This window comes from Vibrio sp. T13N (genome assembly GCF_032970445.1).
Taxonomy (GTDB): domain Bacteria; phylum Pseudomonadota; class Gammaproteobacteria; order Enterobacterales; family Vibrionaceae; genus Vibrio; species Vibrio diabolicus.
Genome location: NZ_JAWJYE010000002.1, coordinates 1 through 22,787, shown reverse-complemented (window position 1 = coordinate 22,787; position 22,787 = coordinate 1). Strand labels below are relative to the sequence as shown.

Below are 22,787 nucleotides of genomic sequence, written 5' to 3'. Positions count from 1 at the left end.
TAGCAACTGAATTAGACAGCGAAGCTACATTGAGATTTGACCGATACTGTCGAACCGACTCTTGATGGTTCAACATCAATCCTCTGCGCCATTTGTTCTTTTAACTCAGAAACGTGAGAAATAACACCGATCATGCGTCCAGTCTGTTGTAAATCCACTAGCGTTTGAATCGCGAGATCCAAAGATTCTGGGTCTAAACTACCGAACCCCTCATCAATGAATAAAGTGTCTAAACGGATACCACCACTATAGGATTGCACAACATCCGACAAGCCAAGCGCCAAAGCGAGCGCTGCCATAAACGATTCACCACCGGAAAGTGTCGCAACATCACGTATTTTTCCTGTGTAGCCATCTTCAACCATTAAATCTAAGCCGCGACCCGCAGCGCCTTTGAAGCCCCCTGTTTTTCGAGCAAGGATATAGCGCCCTTTACTCATGAGGCTTAAACGTTGAGAGGCCTGAATCAATACATCATCCAACAGTACACCAAGAACAAAGCGATGCAGGCTAACCCTGCTGCCTGTTTTACCGCTGGCAACGTCGTATAACGTACCAAACACTTTGTACTCTTCTTCTAACTTGCTATTTTTCTCATGCAGCGTAGCAATATCTTTACGAACTTTTTCAATTCGCTCAAAGGTTGAGCGCGTGGTATCGAGCTGATTCCTTACTTCAATATACTGCGCCTGCAGAGTGGTTAAGCTGTCGTTAAGCGAATCCAAGTCCGGTCTTTCAAGCGCTTTCAATGCATGGTTTAAATCATGTAGTGTTTGTTCAAGCTTGGTTTGTGCCTGTTTGAAGTTGTCTATTTCTTTCTGCCACACTTGAAGCTCATCATCTGTCACTCTGCTATTTAGATAACTGCTTTCATCCTCAAATTTACTCGCCTGTAACGCCTCATTCCACGCTAATTCTGCTTGGCTAAGCTTTTGTTCTGACTCAGATAGCCACTGCTTGTTCGTCACTAACTGACTTTCAGCATTCGATTGCGCTAATACCGCTTGCTGCAAAGCGTTTTGTGCCTTTTCTAAACCTGTATTCAAGGTCAGAATTTGCTCTTTTGTGAGCGAAATGTCACGCTCAAGCGCATCAACGGAACTGTATTTCGGTTCAATGGAAGCTTGTAATTGAGTCAATTGTTCTTGGTTTGCTTGAGCGGTTGATTCATTTGCCGCCATTTGATTCTGCAGCTCATGAATTTTATTTTCACCCACTAAGCAGCGTTGATTAAGCTGTTCAACGTTCTTTTCTAGCTTTTCAATATCAATAGATTGTAGACGTAGAAGTTGATCATTAAGCGCCTGCAACTCAGTTTGAACCGTCGAGATCTCAGATGCTGCATGCTCGCCAAGCTCTTCTTTCAACTGGTTACATTGATTCTGATACTGACTAATGACAACGTTATGTTGTTCTAGCTGATTACTTAGCTGGTTCAGTGAGGTTTGAGCTTCTCTTTCTTTCACTCTGGCAGCCTGAACTTGCTCTTTTGTAACGACTTCTTCAACAAACGTCGCAGGGTTAGGATGCGCTTGGCTGCCACATACCGGACATGCTTCACCTGCCTTTAGTCGCTGCGCTAATACTGCCGCTTGAGCGTTGTGCCACTTAAGCTCTATCGTATCAGCGGCTTGTTGACACTGCATATAGCGCTGACTGGCCTCCTGTAATGACTGCTGCTTGCTTACGGTTAACGCCGTGAGTTTAGAGAGCTCCAAAGTAAGACCATGCAGCTTTTGTAGATCCTGTAGTAGTCGTTGTTTTTGTTTTATTTCCGCATCGATGCTGCCAACAAGCGCAACATCTACTCGGGCTTGCTCTAGATCTTTCTGGCCCTGTTGCGCCTGAAACGCCAACTTGTCTTTCAGCTCTATGTACTGTTTTAACGTTGCTTCAAATTGTTGCTTTTGTTGATGACCTGCCGTTATTTTTCTTTCCAAGTTGGCTTTTTCAACCAACTTGTCTTTCATGCTTTCAAGTTGATACTGCAGTTGCGTTAACTGTGGGACTTTTGCCGCGGCTTCTTTTGCACTTTGCTGCAAGTTTTCTTTTTCTTTCGTAACAGCATTGGCTTTATCAAGGCTCTCTTTCAAAGCTACGATTTTTTGTCTGAGCTCTTGAGTTTGAGTTTTTGCATTTTGTAATGAGACGTAGGGTAATTCTATCTTATTGGCATTTTTAGCATTTTCTAATTGCTGTTGACGAACTTTTATCGAGTCTGAGTGTTCTAGATGCAGCTTGAGTGCGTTTTCTGCTTGCTCTCGTTTCGAAAACTCTCCATTAATAGTTTCCGCTTTTTGCAATTCAGATTTAGCAACATTTAGCTTATCTAACGAAGCTTGTTCTTTCTTTCTATCGACCTCTAGCTGCTCAGTTGCTTGTTCAAGCTGGTGTAATAATTCCTGCTCTGAACTCACTCCTGCAACTTGTAAAGCGCCTCGAATTTGATTATCAAATTCATCTTTCGCTTTACTGATTGCGCTCGCTTTATCTTTGAGCGCGTACTCAATTTTTTTATATATGTCCGTTTGAAAGAGCTGACCAAAAATTTCTTCGCGCTCTTTAGAACTAGCAAGCAACAGCTCCCGGAATTTTCCTTGAGGCAATACCATTACTTGGCGAAATTGCGTTTCATTCAAACCAATAATATTGCTCACTTCTGTTTTAACTTGAGTCGTCTTGCTAGTGATGAGCTTTTCGGTCTCGCCGAGTTCATAAAGAGCCGCAGTGTGCTTTTTTACCGTCATCCCTTCACCACGCGCTTTGGGCGCTTCCTGCTCTGGAGATCGCACAACTCGGTATTGTTTGCCATGTAACGAAAATTCTAGAACGACTTCGGTTGGTAAGTCTTGCGCCGATAAGTCACATCGCATCTGGATGCCTTGCCGCTCATTACCGGTAGTTTCACCGTAAAGGGCAAAGCAAATGGCATCTAAGATCGACGTTTTACCTGAGCCTGTAGGACCATTAATCAAAAACAGAGGGTTACGGCCAAGCTTTTCAAAGTCAATGACTTCGGTTTTTGCAAACGGACCAAAGGCTTGCATGGTAAGTTTAATTGGTTTCATCTTTGGTCCCTATTGCTGTGATAATTGCTTAATAATGTCAGTAACGGCTTGTTCTTGCTCTTGGGATAATTGACTATCTTGTGCCTCAATAAAAAAGTCTCGGAACATATCAATTTCGCTTCGGGCCAACTTTGCTTGCGCCATTTCCTGCTCTACCCCAATTAACATACCCGGTTTCTCAAGATGTAAAACGTTTGGATACACCGAACGAAGCTTTTCCATTGGATTTAAAATCGCATGTTTATCCATCAAACGAACTAACAAATAATCTTCATTTTTAGGGTCAGTCTTGCCCTGCTCTATGACTTTATCTAGCTCTCCCTCAACAATGCGCATTTCATGAGGGGCAATTAGCTCAATATGTTTAGCAGAGACAAATCCTTTCTTGTCTAGTTCGACTAACGTGAAGCCTTTCTTCTGGTTCTGTTCACCAAAACTATACTTCATAAGTGAACCAGAATAACGGATATGCTCTGCGCCTTTCTTCTGAGGCTGATGTAAATGACCAAGTGCGACGTAGTCGAAATCTAAGAAATGCTCATGACTTACGCGATCAGAGCCACCAATAGATAGTGGTCGTTCAGAGTCAGACTCAATAGCACCATCAACAAAACAGTGGCTAACGAGAACACGCCTTTGCTCTGAAATGAAATGCTCTCTTATTTGCTCTACAAGCAGTTGATGTGCCTCATCATGAGTTGATACCGAGGTTTTGTAGGCAAATCTGACCTGTTCAGGGTCGTTATAAGGCATGCCATAAAACGCTACCTCACCCGCAGAGTCCGTTTTTATGATGATGGGAGTTAGCATATCTTCAAAGTTACTAACAATATGAAGGCCTGCATTTTTCATTTGCTCTGAGCCAAAACCTAATCGTTCTGCACCATCATGGTTGCCAGATATCAATATCATCGGTGTTTTCAGTTCAGTACAAATACGCTTCACGACTCGATTTAGCAGTTCTATTGCAACCGTTGGTGGCACCGAACGGTCATAAATATCTCCCGCCACTACAACGGCATCGACGGGGTTGTGTTCAATATAGTTAATCAGTTGTTCGAGTACTGCTTGTTGATCTTCGAGTAGTGATACATTGTGGAATTGTCGACCAAGATGCCAATCTGAGGTGTGGATAAACTTCATTCGAATTCACTTTCCGCCAAATCTTTAAGCTAGGTTTGCTCCTGCAAGAATCCGAATTTCAGCCGTGTAAACATCAGAGTATTACCTGACTGGCTGAATCTGGCACAAACCAAAGCTCAATTTATTTAATTTGGGTTAGGATATCTTGAGTCGAACAGCTTTTCATGTAGTTTATGTTCTATGGTTCACTATTTCACCGGAAAGCGAGAAGAACGTTGTATAAACACCTTTTAAGCAACATTAAGTGATGGTCTCGAGTAAACATAACCGTCACATTTAAACCATTAAAAGCCAACGTTTAGAAGGGACAAACTAGATCCAGAACTACTCGTTATGCCAATTGTATAGAACTCCCACCGTATAACCATCTGGCTCGATATCAGCTTGCAAAACGTGGAAGTCTGAGTTGAGGCTACTTCTTTGATGCTCCTCAATCATTAACACTTTTAAAACACCTCCGCATGCGCCCAGCCCTCCTAGTTTAACATCAATAAATTGATACTGAGTTTGATCGGTCACCCAGGGAGACAAGAGTTGCATAGCATTTAACCATCGCGGCTCATCTCCATCAACGGATAAATGCAACTCACTAAGTGAGTGATCACACCCTACTCCAAGTTGTTTAAACACTTTATCTACAGCAATGCTTTGTTGTTTGGTATCTAAATCAATTCTAACATCATCAGTAACAAGGCCGGACTGTTGAAAAAAGCACTTCGTCAAAATGATCGAGTTTTGAGATTTGGCATGCTCTTCTGCATCGCGAGCAATTTCTATAGCCAGTATCCAAGTTGCTTGTGTTTCGTTAACTTCACGGTTTATCCGATTTAGCGCCATCAAGAACGCCGCTTGACCATAAGGATAAAAATAAATTTCTCTATTGGCAGAGTTACCAAGGATAAGAGAAAACTCGTTTATCAATGCCTTAAGCAAGCTTTTATCTACCGAAGACGGTAAAAGAACGCAGATATTCCCTTTGATATCACTTTGCTCCAGTATCTCGCGCTTAGAGCGCACAAGATTTAATATCTGCTCATACAGTGATTGATCAGGATAGGATCTTGGTGTTTCTGCGGGCAATCTAAAACATTCGTTAGCTATCTCACGAACAGTGTATGGCCTGCCATTAATGGCAAGAAGATGAGTTTGAAATGCGAGTGGCATCTAGCCTCCGATTAAAACCGTAGGCATGCCAGACAGAATTTTACCACCATGAGACGTTGAATCCCCGACCCTTGCCGCTGGCTTACCGTTGATTGTAACGCTAGAAGAGCCTGCTGAGATGCTATCCGGAGGACCTATACAGATAAGCTTATCTCCCTGCCTAGCCGCTGGAATGCCGCCAATTGTCACGTTTGGCGAGCCAACTACGACGGGGCCACCTACATGAGGAATTTTTCCTGTTTTTTTAGGACAAAGATGAAAGCTGCCCAATATTGCGGCTGGTTTACCCACTTTAAATCACCTTAGTTCAATGAAATTTGCCCAGCTTTAAGAGCGATAGCAGAGCCGTTAATAGATATTTTATTGCCTTTGATGTTGATTTCTCCGGAACTAGACATCTGAATCGAAGCGCCACCGACTTTGATCTCGATACTCTTTCCTGCATTAAAAGACAACACTTCACCCGTTTCATTAGAAAAGTTTTTACCCACTTTCAAGGTCGCATTCTTGCCAATCTCTTGATTGACATCATTCGTCACTTTTTCGGTTTTACTGTTTTCAACGGCAATATCAACACAGTCTTCAACTAGCATTTGGAAAAGTTTTTCGGCATGAAGATAGATGTGTTCTTCACCGGGTTTGTCATCAAAGCGCAACTCATTAAAATTAGATGTGCCTTTTTGTACAGAACGCGATTTATAACCACTTTGAGAGCTTTGCTCTGGTAACGTGTAGGGAGGGAGTTGACTACCATTGTACAGTGACCCCGTAACAATTGGCTGGTCAGGATCGCCATTGACAAACTCGACGATGACCTCTTGTCCTACTCTAGGATGAAACACCGAGCCCCATCCGTTACCCGCGATATTTTGCGCAACACGAATCCAACATGAGCTGTTTACATCGTATTTACCAACACGATCCCAGTGAAACTGAACTTTAATGCGACCGTGTTTGTCTATGTAAATTTCGCCATCTTTGTTTCCCGTTACCACTGCGGTTTGCAAACCTTTTATCTGAGGTTTCGGATAGTTCACTGAAGGGCGAAGGATTGTTTTTGAGTCAACACAACTAAATGATACTTTAACACCTTGCGCAGCAGTGCCACCTTGACCAGTCTGATTATAAACAGCCGCAGATAAAAAAACGGAGGACAGTACGTATTCTTTGCCGACTCGAGACTTATCTTCATGCTTTTTAAACTTAAAGCACTTTCCCACACTGAACGTTCGACACGTTGTCTCGCCACGGCACAGATATGCGTTTTGCTGTAGTGCTTCTATAGCGTGCGTGTTTCTAAGTGCGTATTGATCATCACTTTCCGTTTCACCCATGTATTCAAAATACTCGCTTTCAGGCACGGTAAAAAAATCACTTTCACCCTTGGCAGTATTTTTAGGATTAGACGAAGGCTTAAGCATGTTATAGCCAGACTTTTGGCTTGCTTTAGTCGTCAAAACTTGGGTTTCATGCCAAGAAGAAATATGGCTAGACTTAGCTGTACCTGTATCAAAATCGACTAAAAACTCTGTACCCGGCTTATAGAAACTGATGTCGTCAAAAATCTTAAGCGTGTGGACAGACTTAGTGTGTGTGAAACAGAACGATAGCCCTTCTTCTGACAATAAGCGTCGGACAAATTCAAGGTCTGACTCTTCATATTGCACTTTGTATGTGTATTTAGGGTACGACTTAGTTAACTCAAAACTAAAGGCGACACTATGCTCCGAGAGTACTTCGGAGATAATTTCTTTTATATCTTTATGCTGAAATATTCTGCAATTTTTTCTGTAATCGGCGAAACGTAATTTAGGCTCTATTAATAACTCTATATTTTTATAATTCTCACCATTATGAGTATTAGAAACTCGTTGCCCTTCTAATCTTGCAGCAGATACATAACCATGTATATAACGAGGTTTTGAAGAAACATCCTCACTATTTTCAAGGGTAATTGTTACTTCTTTACCAATTATTTCGTTTAACTCACTTCGTTGATCATTAAAGTAAGCTTTAGCACGCAATGAAAAAAGTTCTGAGATCTCTTCTCTATACTCAAATGAGTTTAGTATGATGGCATCTTTTCCGAATGGAGAGGAAATTCGGATGAAATTGTTATCTTGAGTTGCTCTTTTCATTAAATACTTCTTTCAAAAAATGCGGGGGAATATTCCCCCGCATAAAAATTACATTTGTTGACCTTTAACACCGCTGTAGCCGTATACCAATGGCGCAGAAGTGTTGTTTTTATCGTCAGTAGGAGTCACTGTCATCATCATTTCAGTGTAAGAAATAGTGATGGTTTCAACTGGACGATCATCCTGGATAGAAACTGAGTAGTTAGAAATCATCGCATCAGTCAGTTCGATCTTCATGATTTCTTCAACTTTCTCACCCTGCTTAGTAATATGGAAAACCGCAGGTTTACCTTTACCAATTGTCGCTTCTTTAAATAAGTCAGGAGAAGAACGGTCTTGAAGTTTAGTGATAGTCAAATCATATAGACGAGTAGCGCTCGCTTCACGGTCCATCGCTGTACCAGTGTATGATGAGATCTCACGACCTACACTCCAATCTACAGATAGTAGTGTAATCAAATCTTTATATTGCTCGGCAGTTGCCTCACCCTTAATATCTGCGTATTTAAGATACGTATTAGACTGCATGCTAATCTCCTATAGCATTATTAATTGACATATATCGTAGTAATTTAATTATCTGACGTTTGATGATAATTAGTGATTAATGTATCAAAAACTTCATTTTAAATACGCCCTGTTATATCTTTAAATAAGACTTAATTTAAGCGTTTTTTATAAAAAATAATAGTTAATATGAACCAACTCCCAATTATTATTGAGAGTGTAAAGGATGTTAAACTATTGAGACATCAAGTCCACTAGTTGTACCTTTAACAATAATTTCATCAAACGTCTTATCATTAAGAATTGCATGCAATATTTCATGAGAAATCTTAGGAAGTAATGTGTTTTCTATGGTTGTCTGTACCACACGTGCACCGCTCCCCGACTCATTACTATTGTCTACAATATCATTAATTAGTTCTTCATCAAAAAATAGGTCAGCGCCGTAATTTTTACGAATGCGATTCGTAACTTTGGCTAATTTTAATTTTGTTATTTCTATCAATACTTCTCTTGATAGAGGCAAATAAGGTAATACATTAACACGTCCTAAAAATGCAGGTTTAAAGTCAACCAACAAATCGTCACGCAAAGCATCTTTTAGTGCTGAAGGTTCTGGAGATAAATCAGGATCAGAATACAACGACATCGTCGTTTCGGTCCCTGTATTCGCGGTCATAATAATAATAGTGTTTTTAAAATCTATATCGCGACCTTCACCATCTTTAATTGAGCCTTTATCGAATACCTGATAAAAAATATCTTGAACTCCAGGGTGTGCTTTTTCCATTTCATCCAAGAGAATCACACTATAAGGTTTGCGTCTGACGGCTTCAGTAAGTACACCACCTTCGCCATACCCAACATAACCTGGAGGCGAGCCTAATAATAAGGAAACTTTGTGCTCTTCTTTAAACTCGGACATATTGATAGTTGTGACATTCTCTTCACTGCCGTACACTTTCTCTGCAATAGCTAAAGCAGATTCAGTTTTACCCACTCCACTTGGTCCCGTGAGAAGAAATACACCATTTGGTCGTGTCTCATCCGTGAGCTGTGCACTGGCAGTTTTTATCACTTCAGACATGACTTCCAAAGCGTGCTCCTGTCCGACAACTCGTTTACACAAACTCTCTTTCAAACTCAGTACTGCTTGGATTTCATCATCCTGGAGTTTGCCCAGTGGTATCCCGGTCCAATCTGAAATTACTTCTGCAATAAGCGCTTCATTGACATGCGAAAATACTAATGGCTGCGAGTTAGCGGAGAGGCTACTTTCGAGCTCCTGTAACTTGTCCCTAGCAGTCTCAGAACCCTCCTTGATTATTTGAGCTCTAAGTGACTTAGCTTCACTTACCCACTCTTTTTCTTTCTCCCACAGCGTCTCTAGTTCAACTATTTCACTAGATAGAACATCAATCTCTTTTCTGACATCTTGCAACTGCATATCAAGAGGTGCACCTAGCTGACTTTCTTGGCTTAGGTGCTCATATTCAGCTTGCTTGGCTTTTAGTTTATTCCTTTTCGCATCTAGACCTCCCGGTGTAGACGATTGACTTAACGCGACTCGCGAGCAGGCTGTGTCTAAAACAGACACAGCCTTATCTGGCAGTTGTCGGCCATTAATGTATCGAGCTGAGAGTTGAACGGCAGCATTGAGGGCCTGGCTAGTGATGTGGACGTCATGGTGTTGTGCCATTACGTCAAGTAAACCACGTAACATCTCGATCGCTAGATCCGGCGCTGGCTCGTCGACCTTCACTACTTGAAAGCGTCTGGTAAGAGCCGCGTCTTTTTCAAAATACTTTTTATATTCTGCCCAAGTTGTTGCTGCGATCGTTCTGAGTTCACCTCTCGCTAACGCTGGCTTTAGAATATTCGCTGCATCACCTTGTCCTGCTTGTCCCCCACCACCAATCAGACCATGTGCTTCATCGATAAACAAAATAATGGGTTGTGGTGCGTCGTTAACTTCTTTCACAAGGTTTTTAAGTCTGTTTTCAAACTCACCTTTCATGCCAGCACCAGCTTGCAATAACGCCAGATCCAAAGACTTAATCGCTACATTTTGTAGAGCAGGAGGTACATCGCCATCAATAATCTTTTGCGCCAAGCCTTCAACAACGGCTGTTTTTCCAACGCCAGCTTCACCAGTTAGAATCGGGTTGTTTTGTCGACGTCTTAATAAGATGTCGATCATTAAACGGATTTCATTGTCTCTACCAATAACCGGATCTATCTTACCTTCCCTAGCCTGCTCAGTAAGATCTGTTGTAAATTGATTCAGCGCAGAATTCGCGTTTGATTTCCCTAGGTCATTCGAACCTGGTTGACGCGTATTACTTTCCTTAAAGTTCAATAACCGAGATGGTTCTATCTTGTTTAGCTCAGGGCTAATCGAACCAGCCATGTTGACTAACGTATTATCGGACAAGTAGGCAAATAAAAGATGAATGCAATCCAACTGCTCCTGATTGAATTCAATCGTTGCCGATAGCAAAGCATTTTGCATCACAGTCACTGTGTGAGCTGAAAGACCTGGGACCGATTGACATCCCGTTTTGTATTTTTCAAGTGTCTTTTGAAGATCAGTTTCAACCTTGATTTTATCGACATCAAATTCGTCGAAAACTTCTGAATAAATATCGGCAGGATGTTGAATAATCGTCATTAACCAGTGAGACATTTCAATACTGTGATGGGTTCGAGAGCTTGCCATCGCAGCTGCTTGTTCAAGTGTTTCCTTAGCCTGAGGAGACAATCTTTCGACCAACGCTGAAAGTGAGAGTGAAGCCATTATGTTTCCTTTAAATAGTAATTGTTATGGTTCGATCTTTTGTGCGTTTATGTTTTTTAAGTACAGAACCAACACCTAACTGACCATGTTTTTTTGATAAACAAACTTGAGGTAATAAACTATGTTTGGTGGTGAGCTGCCATTTCACTTGCTTATGCTTACCAATAAATTCATAAGCCGCACGTTTAATAATTTCTACATTTGGATGGTTAGGCAGTAATTTACTAACCAGATCTTTGTGCTTTGGCAGAAACTCGATCGTTGTTCCTGCGTTTATATTCCAAGCTTTCGAGCCTAAGGATGCTCCGGAACCAAGTTGAGCAAACTGCCCTTCAGGCATAGTTCGAGATGAAAGACGTGTTTGCTCTTCTTTTGCAAGATGTAGCCACTGCCCTTGAAACTCATGAATCTTTACTTGGCATCCAGATAAACATTCAAGAACACTTTTTAGTCCAGCTTTGCTTCTCGTCGGTGAAGCAAAAACACCACCATAATACAGGGACAACGAACTACCCTGGCCAGTTAATGCCGACTTACAATCTTCTAAAGGTGAACGTAATCCCTGTGCATGAGCACGAGACTGAACGGTCAATTGACTCAGTTGCCAGCATCGATAGTAAAGAGACAGTAAACGATGGTTAAAAATATCGTAGAAGTCCACCATTGCCGTATCGCCTTCTTTTTGACGATGCAAAGCTAACTCGCTGTAGTGCTGAGGAAGCACCCCCTGCTCACCCGTTAGGCCTATTAAATTGGTTTCAAGTGCTAGCTTGTGGCTATCAATATGTTTTAGATCGCAAAGCTGCGCATTTTCAAAACCTAACGATGGATTGACCTTTAAGTTTAGTTTTTCATGCTTCGGTAGAGCATCTGTCCCTATTTGTGCCTCGGCTTGCAAGATCTCGTGTTCGATAAGGTGAATTGCTTCAAACAACGGATGTTGCTTTAGATCTCGATAAAATTGCTCCGCGATCATAGCAACACCTTATCGCCAGTTAATGCAGGCCATAAGTGGAAGGGCTTTCCCGTTGACTTAAGTCTTATTTCTAGCTGCGTAAAAATGTTAATTTCAGCATATTGTGCAAAGTAAACGGATAGCACACTACCTAGGAGGAAGATTTGCTCTTTAGGTAAAATTTGATCAGAAACCGTCAAAATGATTTTTATACCGTGCGCAAAACCAACTTTACCTTTCTGACTGACTCTACCTGTAGTCGGCTCGAACTCTAGCTTCGCTAAAGCATCAATTACCGCTTTCGTTTCTGCGGTCCCAGAAAACGCGTAGAGATTCAGGGTTTGCTTTAAAGTTGTTAATCCATCTTCTTCGGTAAAGTGGTTTAAAGTTAGAAGCTTAGTTAGCTGCCATCGTGTACTTTCATCCATTTCTGGCCGGAGGGTTTCTGATATAGAAACTAAACAACGAACTGACTCGAAGTTGTCATTTACTTCCGGCAAAGAGACTTTTGGAAGACCGCCTCCAAATGGAAGCTTCTGCGCTAAATTACGATTGCAGCACTCAGCTTCAACGTACATTAACCAGTTTTCTCGGCTCTCTGGACTGAACAATTGATGCCTTTTATCAACAAAAGAAATGTAAGTTTCCCTACCCGGCTCATCGTATCCACCAGCCCAATTTTTATCCTCACGTCTCATCAACCAATAAATTTCACTGGCGTTCATATAATGCGTGTGCTCACCAGCGTGATAACATGGCAGGTTGTGATACGTTTTGTTCCAGTTTCTCAACGTTACGTCAGAAATAGAGACAACCTCATTACTCTCGGCTTCCTGGTATTGCGGTGATAAGTGGTAATCGTACTCGGTTGGTAGAATACGCTTGGGCTCCATAACACTTTTAAATAAGTTGACGACTGGCACACAACCAACCATCAAACTCTCGTCATCCACTTGCTTAGGAAGCCAATCATCATTGGTATCAAAGTAAAAATACAGTTCAGCTTGCTCTCCAAGAGCTAGCTCTGATAATCCGAGTTCAGTGATATCAAAGAACATGAACTTCTCAGGAAAGTGCAGATACTCAACAAGTAATCTTGCTCCCGAAAAGCTTCTCTTACTGTATGGAACAACCTTCTCATCTTCTGAAAATCCCACTTCAATAAGATGCCTTTTCGTTAAAGAACGAACTTCTTTGCCACCCGCAACGACAGATAAACCAATTAGATTTTGAAATAGCATTTGGTAAAGTTTAAACGTCAACTGAGATTGCCCGTTTAAATAAAAGCGCAACCGTTCTAATCCCATGTCACTCAGAGATGTCTCTTCATCTTGGGCGGTGAGCTGGATTTTCAAAACTGAATGAGCATGGCTTTCCCATTGGGAGCCCACCGATTTAAGCGGTGCATTTTTGAAAGCACCAGAGGTCACATCAACAGGGTACATTCTGACCGGATAACAGGTTCTAAACTCGCATTCGTGGTATCCAGGAGCACCGATAACGACTCGCTCACCTTCTTCTACGTCAAAAAAAGAGGAAGTGGAGCTAGAGCAGTTCATCTTAATGACGGACATTGATGGAATTGGTGCGTGAAAATCCGGATATAACTGCCCCATCAAAGATTCAGTGAACTGAGGATAACTATTGTCTAAACTTTGTCTAATCCTTGCCGTTAGAAATGCACAGCCTTCTAGCAATCTTTCTACATGTGGATCGTCAACCTGCTCCTCACTGATACGGAGTCTCGCAGCGATCTTAGGATACTGCTCCCCAAACTCTTGTCCTTTGTGACGTAAATAAGCTAACTCGCGATTATAGTATTTGAGAAACTCTTCACTCATTTCGCTCTACTCAGTTTCATACCTAAATTTACCGGCTCTACTTCAGAATTGAATCGCACTTCATGAATGCTGTTATCGATTAAGCAAGTGGCGCTAATTTGCAACCTCAACACCCTATCAATAGCGTTTTTCTCGTCCGAAATCTGGACATAAGGATTCCTTAACCTAGGCTCGAACTCTTTAATTGCATCATGAACAATGTCACAAAGCTGATTCTGCCCCTCTTGGCTGCTATAAGGCATCGAGGAAAAATCTGGCAGACCATAATTCAATATTGAATAGCGAACCTCTAAAAGGTCATCAGGAATGTTTTTCCATCCGATACGACTATTTAACATAGACTCCAGATCTCTAAGCAAGCTGTTCAACATCTGTTGTTGGCTCGTAGGGAAGTCTTTTTCATCTCTAGTTGAAGGATCACTATCCATCAATTTGTCGAGCAGAGAAACGGTTAAAGACATGTTTTTGTTACGCTATTTGTTTCGACTCTAACAATGTAGTCAAGTCACAGATTGGGAGGGCTGAATCACCAACTAGCCAACATTTTTGGCCTAAACCCACGAAGGATTCTTGCTCACCAAGCTGTTTCCAATCTGTTTCTCGACCTAGCTTTTGTGCGTCAGTTTCTGAGTCAACATAGGTCAATGGCATATGGCCTTCTCCTTCGCCAAGTCCGTCAATATCAAACTCTACAGGTCGCCAAATACTTTCTAATAAAGAGGTAGGTGCTTTTATTTCTAGCGCTTGAATGCTAGAAATTGGAACAAGAAAATAGTTACCCGCGGTGGAAAACAGTTCAATGTAACCACCTAAACGATCATCAATATCCCTAGCATCTTCATAGTTTGTACCGTTTATGTTAAAGCCTTTAATAGTACGATGCTCTTCAATGCTATGCGCTAGGTGTGACGCTTCTGCATAATCTTGATTTTTGAGAGCGAGGTTAAAGCGAACAAGCTCTTTAGTGAATTCCTCGTCACCTAATACCTTGGCACTAGCCGCACCGTCGATAAAATCTTTTCTAGCCTGGGCCGCTTTCACTAAATGTCGCAACTGACTTGCACCAGGTAGATACTCAGGAAACAATTTGATCGATTGCATAAGTTGCTCATCCGCACGCTCGAAGTCTCCATCAATGCAAAGCAGCTCAATGAACGAGCTTCTCAAGCTTGCATCTTTAGGCGCCGCTTTAATTTCATCAATTAATAGCTCTAGAGCTTGTTGCAATTGGCCTTGGGACAAAGCATTTTTCCATTGGGTCATTGTTATTTCCTTACACCAAGTGCTCTGGTGATAATTCAGTAATTAATTTAATGCTAGATACCATTTGATCGAGCTGGAAGTGCGGTCGCAAATGGATAACAGAGTAATAGTGTCCTGGAGTTTCTCTTTTCTCTCGAACCGTAATTTTCGCTTCATTTAAGGGGTACTTCGCCCTAAGTTCATCAGATGCTTCATCCGACGCGGTAGTGTACTGATGCAACCATCGTTGAAAGTCCCGCTCTAGGCTTTCTGCATCTTGATACCCACCAATCTTGTCACGCCCCATAACCTTGAGATAATGTGCGACTCGCGACACACACAACGTGTATTGCAACATCGACGTGAGCTTTGCATTCGTTGAAATGTGTTTTTCTGCATATTGCTTAGGCTTGTAGAGAGATACATTCGAGGTCATCCCTACCATATCGGTTTCAGGTACAGGAGAAATAGAAATGAAACCGCATTCAGACAACTCTTGTTCTTTTCTCTCAGAGATCTTTAAGTTTAAAGGACATCTTTCACGGTCATTCTTGCCATTAACACGCATTTTGTTCCTAGTAGGAGCGACGATAATACCCTGACTATAATCCCCTTGCTTAATGCCTCGCATGTGCGTAAACCACCCATGCTCCTGAAACGCTCTAATTGATACGGCCGCAAAACAATACGCGCTACTCCCCCATAGCAAATCGCGATTAGAGTCGTAGACATGCTCTTGAAAGTCGAACTGATCGTTGCGTGAACCATCACTTTTATATGGCTGACGGAATAAAACATTCGGCGCAGTCAGGCCAATAAATTTGGTATCATCGTTGTCTCTCAAACTGCGCCATTTTGCGTAATCTGCCTGTTCAAATTGGGCCGCAATATCTCTTATCGCAGAGAGCTGTGAAAAACTGTCAACACCAAACATCTCCGGCGATGCTGACATAATGAACGGGCTGAATGCTGCCGCTGCAGACTGAGAGATCTTGCTGAGCACAGACAGATCTCTATCAAAATAATTTTTACTCGCATCACAACGAAGTTGATAATCGCCAACTACCACGCCAAAGGGTTCTCCCCCGGCCATGCCATATTCATTTTGATAGAGCAGCTTAAATAATGCTGATTGGTCAAATTCGATGGCTTTTAGTGCATCTTTACTGACTTCATTCCATGTTGCCGCCAACACCTTGACTTTGACGGAGTCTGATGAGCGAGTGTCGACCTGTTCGCATAAATACCTCACGCCGATCCAACTTCTTTCGAGTTGTTGAAACTCAGGATGATGTATTATTTCGTTTAGTTGAGATTCTAATAGCTCATCAATTCGGTTTATCGTGTTCATCACACTATGACGAAAACTGTCCAAATCTCTTGAACGCGTACCTTCTAGCCAAATTCGAGCTGACTCTAAAAGATCAGAAGATTCATTGAATCGAGTCAACCACGGGCTATCAAGCTCAGCATAGCCTCCTGTGCTGAATTCATGCTTTAGCTTACTGGGATCGCGAAAGTTAAGTGACACTGCTATTTCCATCTAGAACATAACGATTTGGTATGGCTGGCCTTACGACCAGCCAATTCATTTCTTATCCACCCGACTGAGGGATCTTTGCAACAAGTCGCAAAGATGTCGTCAATTCTTCCATTTGCAGCCAAGGCTTAAGCCATGCTACAGCATTGTAAGAACCTGGTGCGCCTGGGATTTCCTTAACCTGGACACGAGCATCTGCTAGAGGGTATTTCGCTCGGATCTCTTGACCACCACCCTCTGAAGCATTTACATAGCCTAGAATCCAGCGGTTCAACCAAGACTCAACGTCTTCTGCTTCCATAAAGCTACCGATTTTATCTCGAGCCATTACCTTCAAATAATGCGCAAAACGAGATGTCGCCATCATATAAGGTAGACGTGCTGAAATCGCCGCATTAGCCGTTGCTTCTGGAGATTCGTGGTTCGCCGGTTTTTGACAGGTTTGCGCACCGAAGAACACCGCATAGTTGGTGTTTTTGTAGTGACAAAGCGGTAAGAAACCAAGTTTACCCAGCTCTGCCTCACGTCGGTCGGTAATACCAATCTCTGTTGGACACTTCATATCAGGATCGCCATCATCACTCATGAAGAAATGTGTTGGCAAATTATCCACTCGACCACCACCTTCTGCACCACGGATAGCTGTACAGAATCCATATTTTGAGAAGGCGTCTGTTAACTTAACACCAAGAACATACGAAGAGTTCATCCAACAGTAGTCATTATGCTCAGCATTGACAGCAATACCTGACACTGGATCTACTTCGAACTCTTCAAATCCAAATTCCTCAACTGGAGCAGTGGCTTGTCCGTATGGCAAACGAGCCAGAACTTTCGGCATAGTCAGGCTAACAAAACGTGAATCAGCACTCTCACGGAACGAACGCCATTGAGCGTATTCTAGCGACTCAAAGACCTTGTCTAGATCGCGTGGTTTTGACAGTTCAGTCCACTCATCAAAACCAAATAGTGCTGGTGAGGCCGCGGACAAGAATGGGGAGAAGCCTGAAGCGGCTACATTTGACATTAGGCGCAGCGACTCAATATCCTCTGGGTGGTTGGTAAACTCATAGTCACCAATTAATGCACCATAAGGTTCACCACCTGCACTGCCAAACTCAGACTCGTAAACTTTCTTAAAGATCTGGCTTTGGTCAAATTCAACCGCTTTACTCAAGTCTTTATGTAACTCTTTCTTAGTCATACTCATCATGCGAATTTTCAGAGTAGAGCTCGTCTCTGAGTTCATCACTAGATAATTTAAACCACGCCAAGAACCTTCAAGTTTCTGTAATTCAGGATGATGCATTACTTCAGACAACTGATCAGAAATCTGTTTATCAAGTAAATTAATCGCTTCACGAAAAGTTACCGTTAGGTTTTTGTTCCAAGTAACCGTCCCTTTCATCGCTTCTTCAGTGAGCGTTTTAATTAGCTCTTCAGCACGAGAGGCTTCTGTCTGCTTAGTTGCACCAATAGCTTGATCTAAAAATGAAGTTGTTTGTTCATTAACAGTTGGATCTAACTGCTTTTCAGCTTCAGTCGTCACTATTCCGCTCCTTCAGTACTGTCTGACTTCGCTTTCTTGCCAAGATCTAACTCGCCCGCAAGTTTTGCCAGATTGTCTGTGTTGTTCAAAACATCCTCTAAGATGTTTTCAAGCTCTTCAGAACGGTCAACTTTTGTCATCAAATCACGCAGTTTATTACGCGTTTCCATCAGTTGGCGCAGTGGATCAACTTGATTTACGATCGCAGCGGGCTCAAAGTCTTGCATTGATTTAAAGTTCAAATCCACCTCAAACTGTGAATCGTCGTTCGCAAGCTTGTTCGCAACTTTGAACTTAACCGATGGGTTCATCTTTTTGAGCACATCATCGAAGTTGTCTCGATCGATCTGAATAAAACGGCGGTCTTTCAATGGCTTCAACGCTTCAGTGTTTTGACCAGCGAAGTCACCCATTACACCTACAACAAAAGGTAGCTCTTTCTTAAGAGTTGTACCTTCAGTTTCAACATCATAGGTAATGTGGACACGAGGCTTCCGTACTCGTGACAGTTTCGAGTGGATACTCGTCATACCATTCTCCCTTTATTAATTTTCATTTTGTTCTGCTATGCCAACCAAACGGAAGTAGCTTTTCTTTGCATCTCCGTCGGAGATAAGTTCCGCCAGTAACTCCGGCAGAGGCATTCCACACCAACGAATGATCTGTTCGATGGAGTAAGAAACTGGTGAGTGAGGCTCACTCTCTCTGAAGAAATCAGCCACTTGCTGCAATTGTCTAATCGCCTGCTCTCGTGATTTCATGTTTGTCGCTAATAGTGCATCAGAACTTTGTGAACTCACTTGTTGTTCCGAAGAAGAAGATTCATCCACCTCCTCCAGTTCTTCAAACACAGCTTGTGGTTGATTAAAACGCTCTCCAAGGAGATGCTTTAATGCCGAGTGTATTGATTCAAGCCTTTTTGATATATAAGAGCTAGGAGTAACATCACCTACCGCTTCATCTAATCGCTGACTGAATTCATTAAATGACTCTGTGGCGAACTCCAGATCAGCGATTAGCTCACGATAAAAGGCATCAGAGGTAGATTTAACTGTAGTTGTAATATCAGATAGCTCTGTAGCGCCAAGATCGACTCGATTTCGGCGCTTATCTTCATCTAAACGCTCCAACTCAATAGCTTGCTGATATTCCCAGTAGGCATACGCTTGCTCAACGCCTACGTCAGTAAGCGGGATACAAGCAATAGGGAAAATAAGTGTTCCTTCGCTATCGATACCATTGAGGCCAGTAATCGCCGATATTCTTGTTTCAATGCCATCCTCATCAGGCATTGGATAGAGAGCATCCCAAAATTTCTCGATGAACTCAGTAGCGAGTTTGTACCCAACGCCCATACCGCGAAAACCATACAATCGAGTTAGAGCCTCTATAAGCCAAGCAACAAACTCTAAATCTTTAGATTGATTCGTAAGTATCTCTGGTACTTCTTCTATAAATACCCGCCATAAGTTACTGTGGGTATAAATACTTTCTTCTTCTATAAGTGCATTGCGCTCTGCATTTCGCGCAGCCATACGCTGATCTTTTAATCGGTAATAAGCAGACTGTGGCGATACATCTTCTCTAGGGTCAACACCTGTGGGATTCTCTTGAGATATAGGAGTCAACGCTTGTTCATACCAATCGAACATCTCACTATTCATAAGACCTCCCTCTAAGAAAAACGGGGATCGTCGCGTCTTCTCTCGTTACTGCTTCAAATTCCGTCTGCGCTTGGCGAACTTTGACTAACGCACAAGTAACGTTATCACTTGCACCTCTCACTAACGCCGAATGCATGAGCGCTAATCCTGCTTGATTTACTGAGTCCGCATACAATGTCCGGTGAATTTCATCACTCGTTAATTCTTTAGAAAGCCCATCACTACACAGAAGAAATTGATCTCCGTCAGCCAACTGCCCCGAAACTTGATCAATAGTGATACTCTCATCTACCCCAACAGCTCTGGTAATAACATTTGCGAGAGGATGTGACTCAGCATCTTCAAATGCCAATAACCCTTGATCGACTAAATCCATAACTTGACTATGATCGCGTGTTTTTTGAGAAAAATGACCATTTCTAAGCTGGTAAATTCGGCTATCACCGACCCAAAGACAGTGGTAATACCCGTCCTGGATAAACAACAAAACGAGAGTTGTTCCCATCGTTTTACCGTCTAAGTGATTTTGTGCGTATTGATAAATTTCTAAATTCGCGGCTTGAACCACACTCCGGATATCATCGATATTGGTATTTGGGACATCCTGCATATGGCGCGCGATTCTATCCACTAGCATCTGGCTTGCTATGTCGCCAGCACTATGCCCACCCATTCCATCGGCTACAACCCAAATATGCTGCTCTGTCATATCTAAAAGAGCATCCTCGTTATAAGGGCGTACTTTTCCTGCGTGCGATTTAGCAAAGGTAAAATAGTTCCAATTCATTCTTCTATCCTACCAATTCCACTTTTTCCAACCGCCATCAAGCATGGCAGAAAATTGACCAATAGAAGGGAAACCGCTGGTCATAAACATACATGGTTCAACTAGAGTCGAGCCTTCAGTCCACCAAAAGCATGGCTTACTCAATTTTTCTTTAATGAGGTAATTCAAAAGTGCGCTTTGATCTGCTCCACCTTGATCATGAAAAATCGTAGATATTTGGCTTTGATAAAGAAATTTAAGAGGCCGCACTTCACTTTTTACATTCGCCACTAAATCGTTTTTTTCTTGCATGCTCTTATGCCAAACATCAAATACAAAGTCGTCCTCAAGTACTGCTAGGGCAAGAGATGCACTGTCCTCGGTCCAAGCTTTGTCCCCCCAATATTGCGCAGCTTCACCTTTTACGGCACGAGCTATAGTAAAGAAAAAGTATCTACCGCATGCATCTACACTAGGAATCATGCTACCAATGTATGTCGAGTCTTCTAAGTAACTAACATCCAGAGCAAAGTGCCACACAGGCGCGGTTAAAAAGTGCTCATTCCAACTTTCACCCAATTGTTCTCTGCTGACTGCAATAACAGCCTGCTGCCAGTCATGCCAGCGCTCTGAAAAATCTTGTGATAAGCCATCTTTCACAAAGTCTCCTTTTGCAGGCATTTTACCGATATAACCCCAGGCTGATGTTACAAGGTTCGTGGACATCTGAACCTCTCCATTTCATTTGACCAAAACGGATTAATAGCACTAGACGGAATAAGCTCTAGTTGCACCTTATTTCCCTTTAAATCAATCATAACTATGTTGTCTTTACGTGATTCTGGTCTTGCTTTAAGTGATTGATCCAAAAGCTTGAATATGCCCCACTCACCTTCATAGGTATGAGCAATTTCGCGTTTAGATTCTGGTGGTGTGAACACTATTCGAGTCTGGTCTTGACCCGCAGGCCAGCTCAAGGATTTAGCTCGTGCTGGTCCATGCTTATAAACCAAATCTTGCTTACCTAGCTCTAGAACAAACCGAGTAATGTGCTGATCCAGATACACTGGTTTCATACCGAACTCTACGCGCAATGAATTATCAGATTCAAAGAAAGACTGCCTGATACGCTTCGCTCTTTGAAAGACCATCAGCGTTTCTGGACGAACTCCAATTTCCTTTTCTAATCGCCAACGACTTTTCGACGTATCGACAAACGGTTCAAGATACTCTTGGAAGAATGAGTCAAGCGTACCTCCATAACCAAAGAAACGTTTGAAGTCCTTCAGCCTTACTTCTCTGCTCGCATTTGGCTCGAATGGGTATCTACCCGCAATCGTCCGCTGATAAGGGCGCACCACTTGCGTAACCCAAAGCTGATTTAGATGATCTTTCGACCCGCTCTCTGCAAACTTAACTGACTCTTGAGAAAGTTCACCTAGCCATTGATTAAATGGCCTAGGCAAAAGTTCTTTAGCGCGAGCAAAGGAAGCAGCCACATCTTGTGTAACGGTCCCATCTAAAATACTTTTGTAAGCAATTTTCTGATTATTACCTGAGCTTGATAAATCGCTTAAGTACGAGCGCAAGTTAACCATAGCTTGTTGAATATCATCAAAGTCTTGTTCGCCGAGACGTAAGATCTCCGAAAAATGAGATTCGACTTCTTTACCTGGCAGTGCAACATTGAAACCATTTTCTTCAGGCAAGTACATGTCTAGTCTATCTGCCGTATTCGAAAATTTAACTTTGGCAACCTTACCAGCAACTTCAGAAGCGGCCTTCTGATTTTCTGACAATGATACTTTCGACAAACCAACTTCTTTTTGGATTGCCCTCAACAACGATTCGATTGGTCTTTCAACTCCAGATAGAACTCTAGCTTGTTCTGTTGCAAGCTCTAGGCTCGGAGCCTGCTTAAGTTGAATATCTTCGATCAGAGTTTTCCATTCATTCACATAATCTTGATAGTATCGAGATTGGACTCCTTGAATAGCGCTATCTTGATCAATTTCATGAGCCTTAAGATCGTCACCATAAACCCAGTTCTCTTCCATTAGGCTTTTTACTGTACGGTTGATCTGAATCTGAAAAATGCTATGAAAGCCATTGTACGTATAAAAGCCCGAAATGCCCTGTGATAACGGCTTTCCACTCGCTCGTTCAAACTGCTCAAGCCCTTTAGGCCCCAAGACATCAGTCAAACGAAATGAAGGAACATGACTCTTCGAAAATTGTATCTTCATTCGCTGATAAGCACGTTCTGGTAGAGACATTTGTGTCAAAACCTCGCGGGCATTAGTCACGGCAGCAGTATTATAAGAAAAGCCTTGTCCATTATTCTCTAATAAATTTTGAGTGTGCTGTAACAGACCTTTTCTTAAGTCTATATTTAGTTCACCCGGATATTGAC

At 42.2% G+C, this 22,787-nt stretch carries 18 protein-coding genes; all 18 read right to left on the bottom strand.

The window, feature by feature from the left end; translation table 11 throughout:
* Nucleotides 1-11: 11 nt before the first annotated feature.
* Nucleotides 12-3,068 carry an SMC family ATPase gene (locus R2S67_RS03170; RefSeq protein WP_317342185.1) on the bottom strand — a complete coding sequence of 1,019 codons (3,057 nt, stop codon included), beginning with the start codon at nucleotides 3,066-3,068 and terminating at the stop codon, nucleotides 12-14.
* A 9-nt stretch (nucleotides 3,069-3,077) separates the two neighbouring features.
* The gene (locus tag R2S67_RS03165; RefSeq protein ID WP_012842192.1) at nucleotides 3,078-4,211 is read right to left on the bottom strand and encodes an exonuclease SbcCD subunit D; all 1,134 of its coding nucleotides are present in this window, start codon (nucleotides 4,209-4,211) and stop codon (nucleotides 3,078-3,080) included.
* 324 nt (nucleotides 4,212-4,535) lie between these two features.
* On the bottom strand, nucleotides 4,536-5,375 hold the full coding sequence (locus R2S67_RS03160) for an NAD/NADP transhydrogenase subunit beta (protein WP_282149746.1): 840 nt from the start codon (nucleotides 5,373-5,375) through the stop codon (nucleotides 4,536-4,538).
* On the bottom strand, nucleotides 5,376-5,666 hold the full coding sequence (locus R2S67_RS03155) for a PAAR domain-containing protein (protein ID WP_005375969.1): 291 nt from the start codon (nucleotides 5,664-5,666) through the stop codon (nucleotides 5,376-5,378). It lies immediately after the preceding gene.
* A gap of 11 nt (nucleotides 5,667-5,677) precedes the next feature.
* Nucleotides 5,678-7,513 carry a type VI secretion system tip protein TssI/VgrG gene (gene tssI, locus R2S67_RS03150; protein WP_258687212.1) on the bottom strand — a complete coding sequence of 612 codons (1,836 nt, stop codon included), beginning with the start codon at nucleotides 7,511-7,513 and terminating at the stop codon, nucleotides 5,678-5,680.
* A gap of 48 nt (nucleotides 7,514-7,561) precedes the next feature.
* Entirely contained in the window at nucleotides 7,562-8,041 is a 480-nt protein-coding gene (locus tag R2S67_RS03145) for an Hcp family type VI secretion system effector (RefSeq protein ID WP_005375967.1), read from the bottom strand.
* A 208-nt stretch (nucleotides 8,042-8,249) separates the two neighbouring features.
* Nucleotides 8,250-10,817: a type VI secretion system ATPase TssH gene (gene tssH / locus R2S67_RS03140; RefSeq protein WP_317342151.1), complete on the bottom strand. Its 2,568-nt coding sequence runs from the start codon at nucleotides 10,815-10,817 to the stop codon at nucleotides 8,250-8,252.
* A 10-nt stretch (nucleotides 10,818-10,827) separates the two neighbouring features.
* Nucleotides 10,828-11,793 (bottom strand): type VI secretion system baseplate subunit TssG, encoded by a 966-nt coding sequence (tssG, locus tag R2S67_RS03135; RefSeq protein WP_256951697.1) that lies wholly within the window; start codon nucleotides 11,791-11,793, stop codon nucleotides 10,828-10,830.
* The gene (gene tssF, locus R2S67_RS03130; protein ID WP_317342150.1) at nucleotides 11,790-13,613 is read right to left on the bottom strand and encodes a type VI secretion system baseplate subunit TssF; all 1,824 of its coding nucleotides are present in this window, start codon (nucleotides 13,611-13,613) and stop codon (nucleotides 11,790-11,792) included. The genes tssG and tssF overlap by 4 nt, the downstream gene beginning before the upstream one ends.
* A complete protein-coding gene (gene tssE / locus R2S67_RS03125) occupies nucleotides 13,610-14,074 on the bottom strand; it encodes a type VI secretion system baseplate subunit TssE (protein ID WP_012842186.1) in 465 nt (154 codons plus the stop codon). The genes tssF and tssE overlap by 4 nt, the downstream gene beginning before the upstream one ends.
* A gap of 7 nt (nucleotides 14,075-14,081) precedes the next feature.
* On the bottom strand, nucleotides 14,082-14,876 hold the full coding sequence (locus R2S67_RS03120; protein WP_074189670.1) for a type VI secretion system accessory protein TagJ: 795 nt from the start codon (nucleotides 14,874-14,876) through the stop codon (nucleotides 14,082-14,084).
* 10 nt (nucleotides 14,877-14,886) lie between these two features.
* The gene (tssC, locus tag R2S67_RS03115) at nucleotides 14,887-16,398 is read right to left on the bottom strand and encodes a type VI secretion system contractile sheath large subunit (protein WP_317342148.1); all 1,512 of its coding nucleotides are present in this window, start codon (nucleotides 16,396-16,398) and stop codon (nucleotides 14,887-14,889) included.
* Between the two features lie 52 nt (nucleotides 16,399-16,450).
* A complete protein-coding gene (gene tssC / locus R2S67_RS03110) occupies nucleotides 16,451-17,944 on the bottom strand; it encodes a type VI secretion system contractile sheath large subunit (protein ID WP_005396386.1) in 1,494 nt (497 codons plus the stop codon).
* Nucleotides 17,944-18,474, bottom strand: a complete 531-nt coding sequence (tssB, locus tag R2S67_RS03105) for a type VI secretion system contractile sheath small subunit (protein ID WP_005396385.1) — start codon at nucleotides 18,472-18,474, stop codon at nucleotides 17,944-17,946. The genes tssC (R2S67_RS03110) and tssB overlap by 1 nt, the downstream gene beginning before the upstream one ends.
* A 15-nt stretch (nucleotides 18,475-18,489) precedes the next feature.
* Entirely contained in the window at nucleotides 18,490-19,608 is a 1,119-nt protein-coding gene (gene tssA, locus R2S67_RS03100) for a type VI secretion system protein TssA (protein WP_074189671.1), read from the bottom strand.
* Nucleotides 19,601-20,395: a PP2C family protein-serine/threonine phosphatase gene (locus R2S67_RS03095; protein WP_005398381.1), complete on the bottom strand. Its 795-nt coding sequence runs from the start codon at nucleotides 20,393-20,395 to the stop codon at nucleotides 19,601-19,603. Before R2S67_RS03095 ends, tssA begins: the two co-directional genes overlap by 8 nt.
* Nucleotides 20,396-20,404: 9 nt before the next feature.
* Nucleotides 20,405-21,100, bottom strand: a complete 696-nt coding sequence (gene tagF / locus R2S67_RS03090; RefSeq protein ID WP_104970766.1) for a type VI secretion system-associated protein TagF — start codon at nucleotides 21,098-21,100, stop codon at nucleotides 20,405-20,407.
* On the bottom strand, nucleotides 21,082-22,787 hold a 1,706-nt coding region (tssM, locus tag R2S67_RS03085), incomplete at its 5' end, for a type VI secretion system membrane subunit TssM (RefSeq protein ID WP_317342146.1). The genes tagF and tssM, both read right to left, overlap by 19 nt.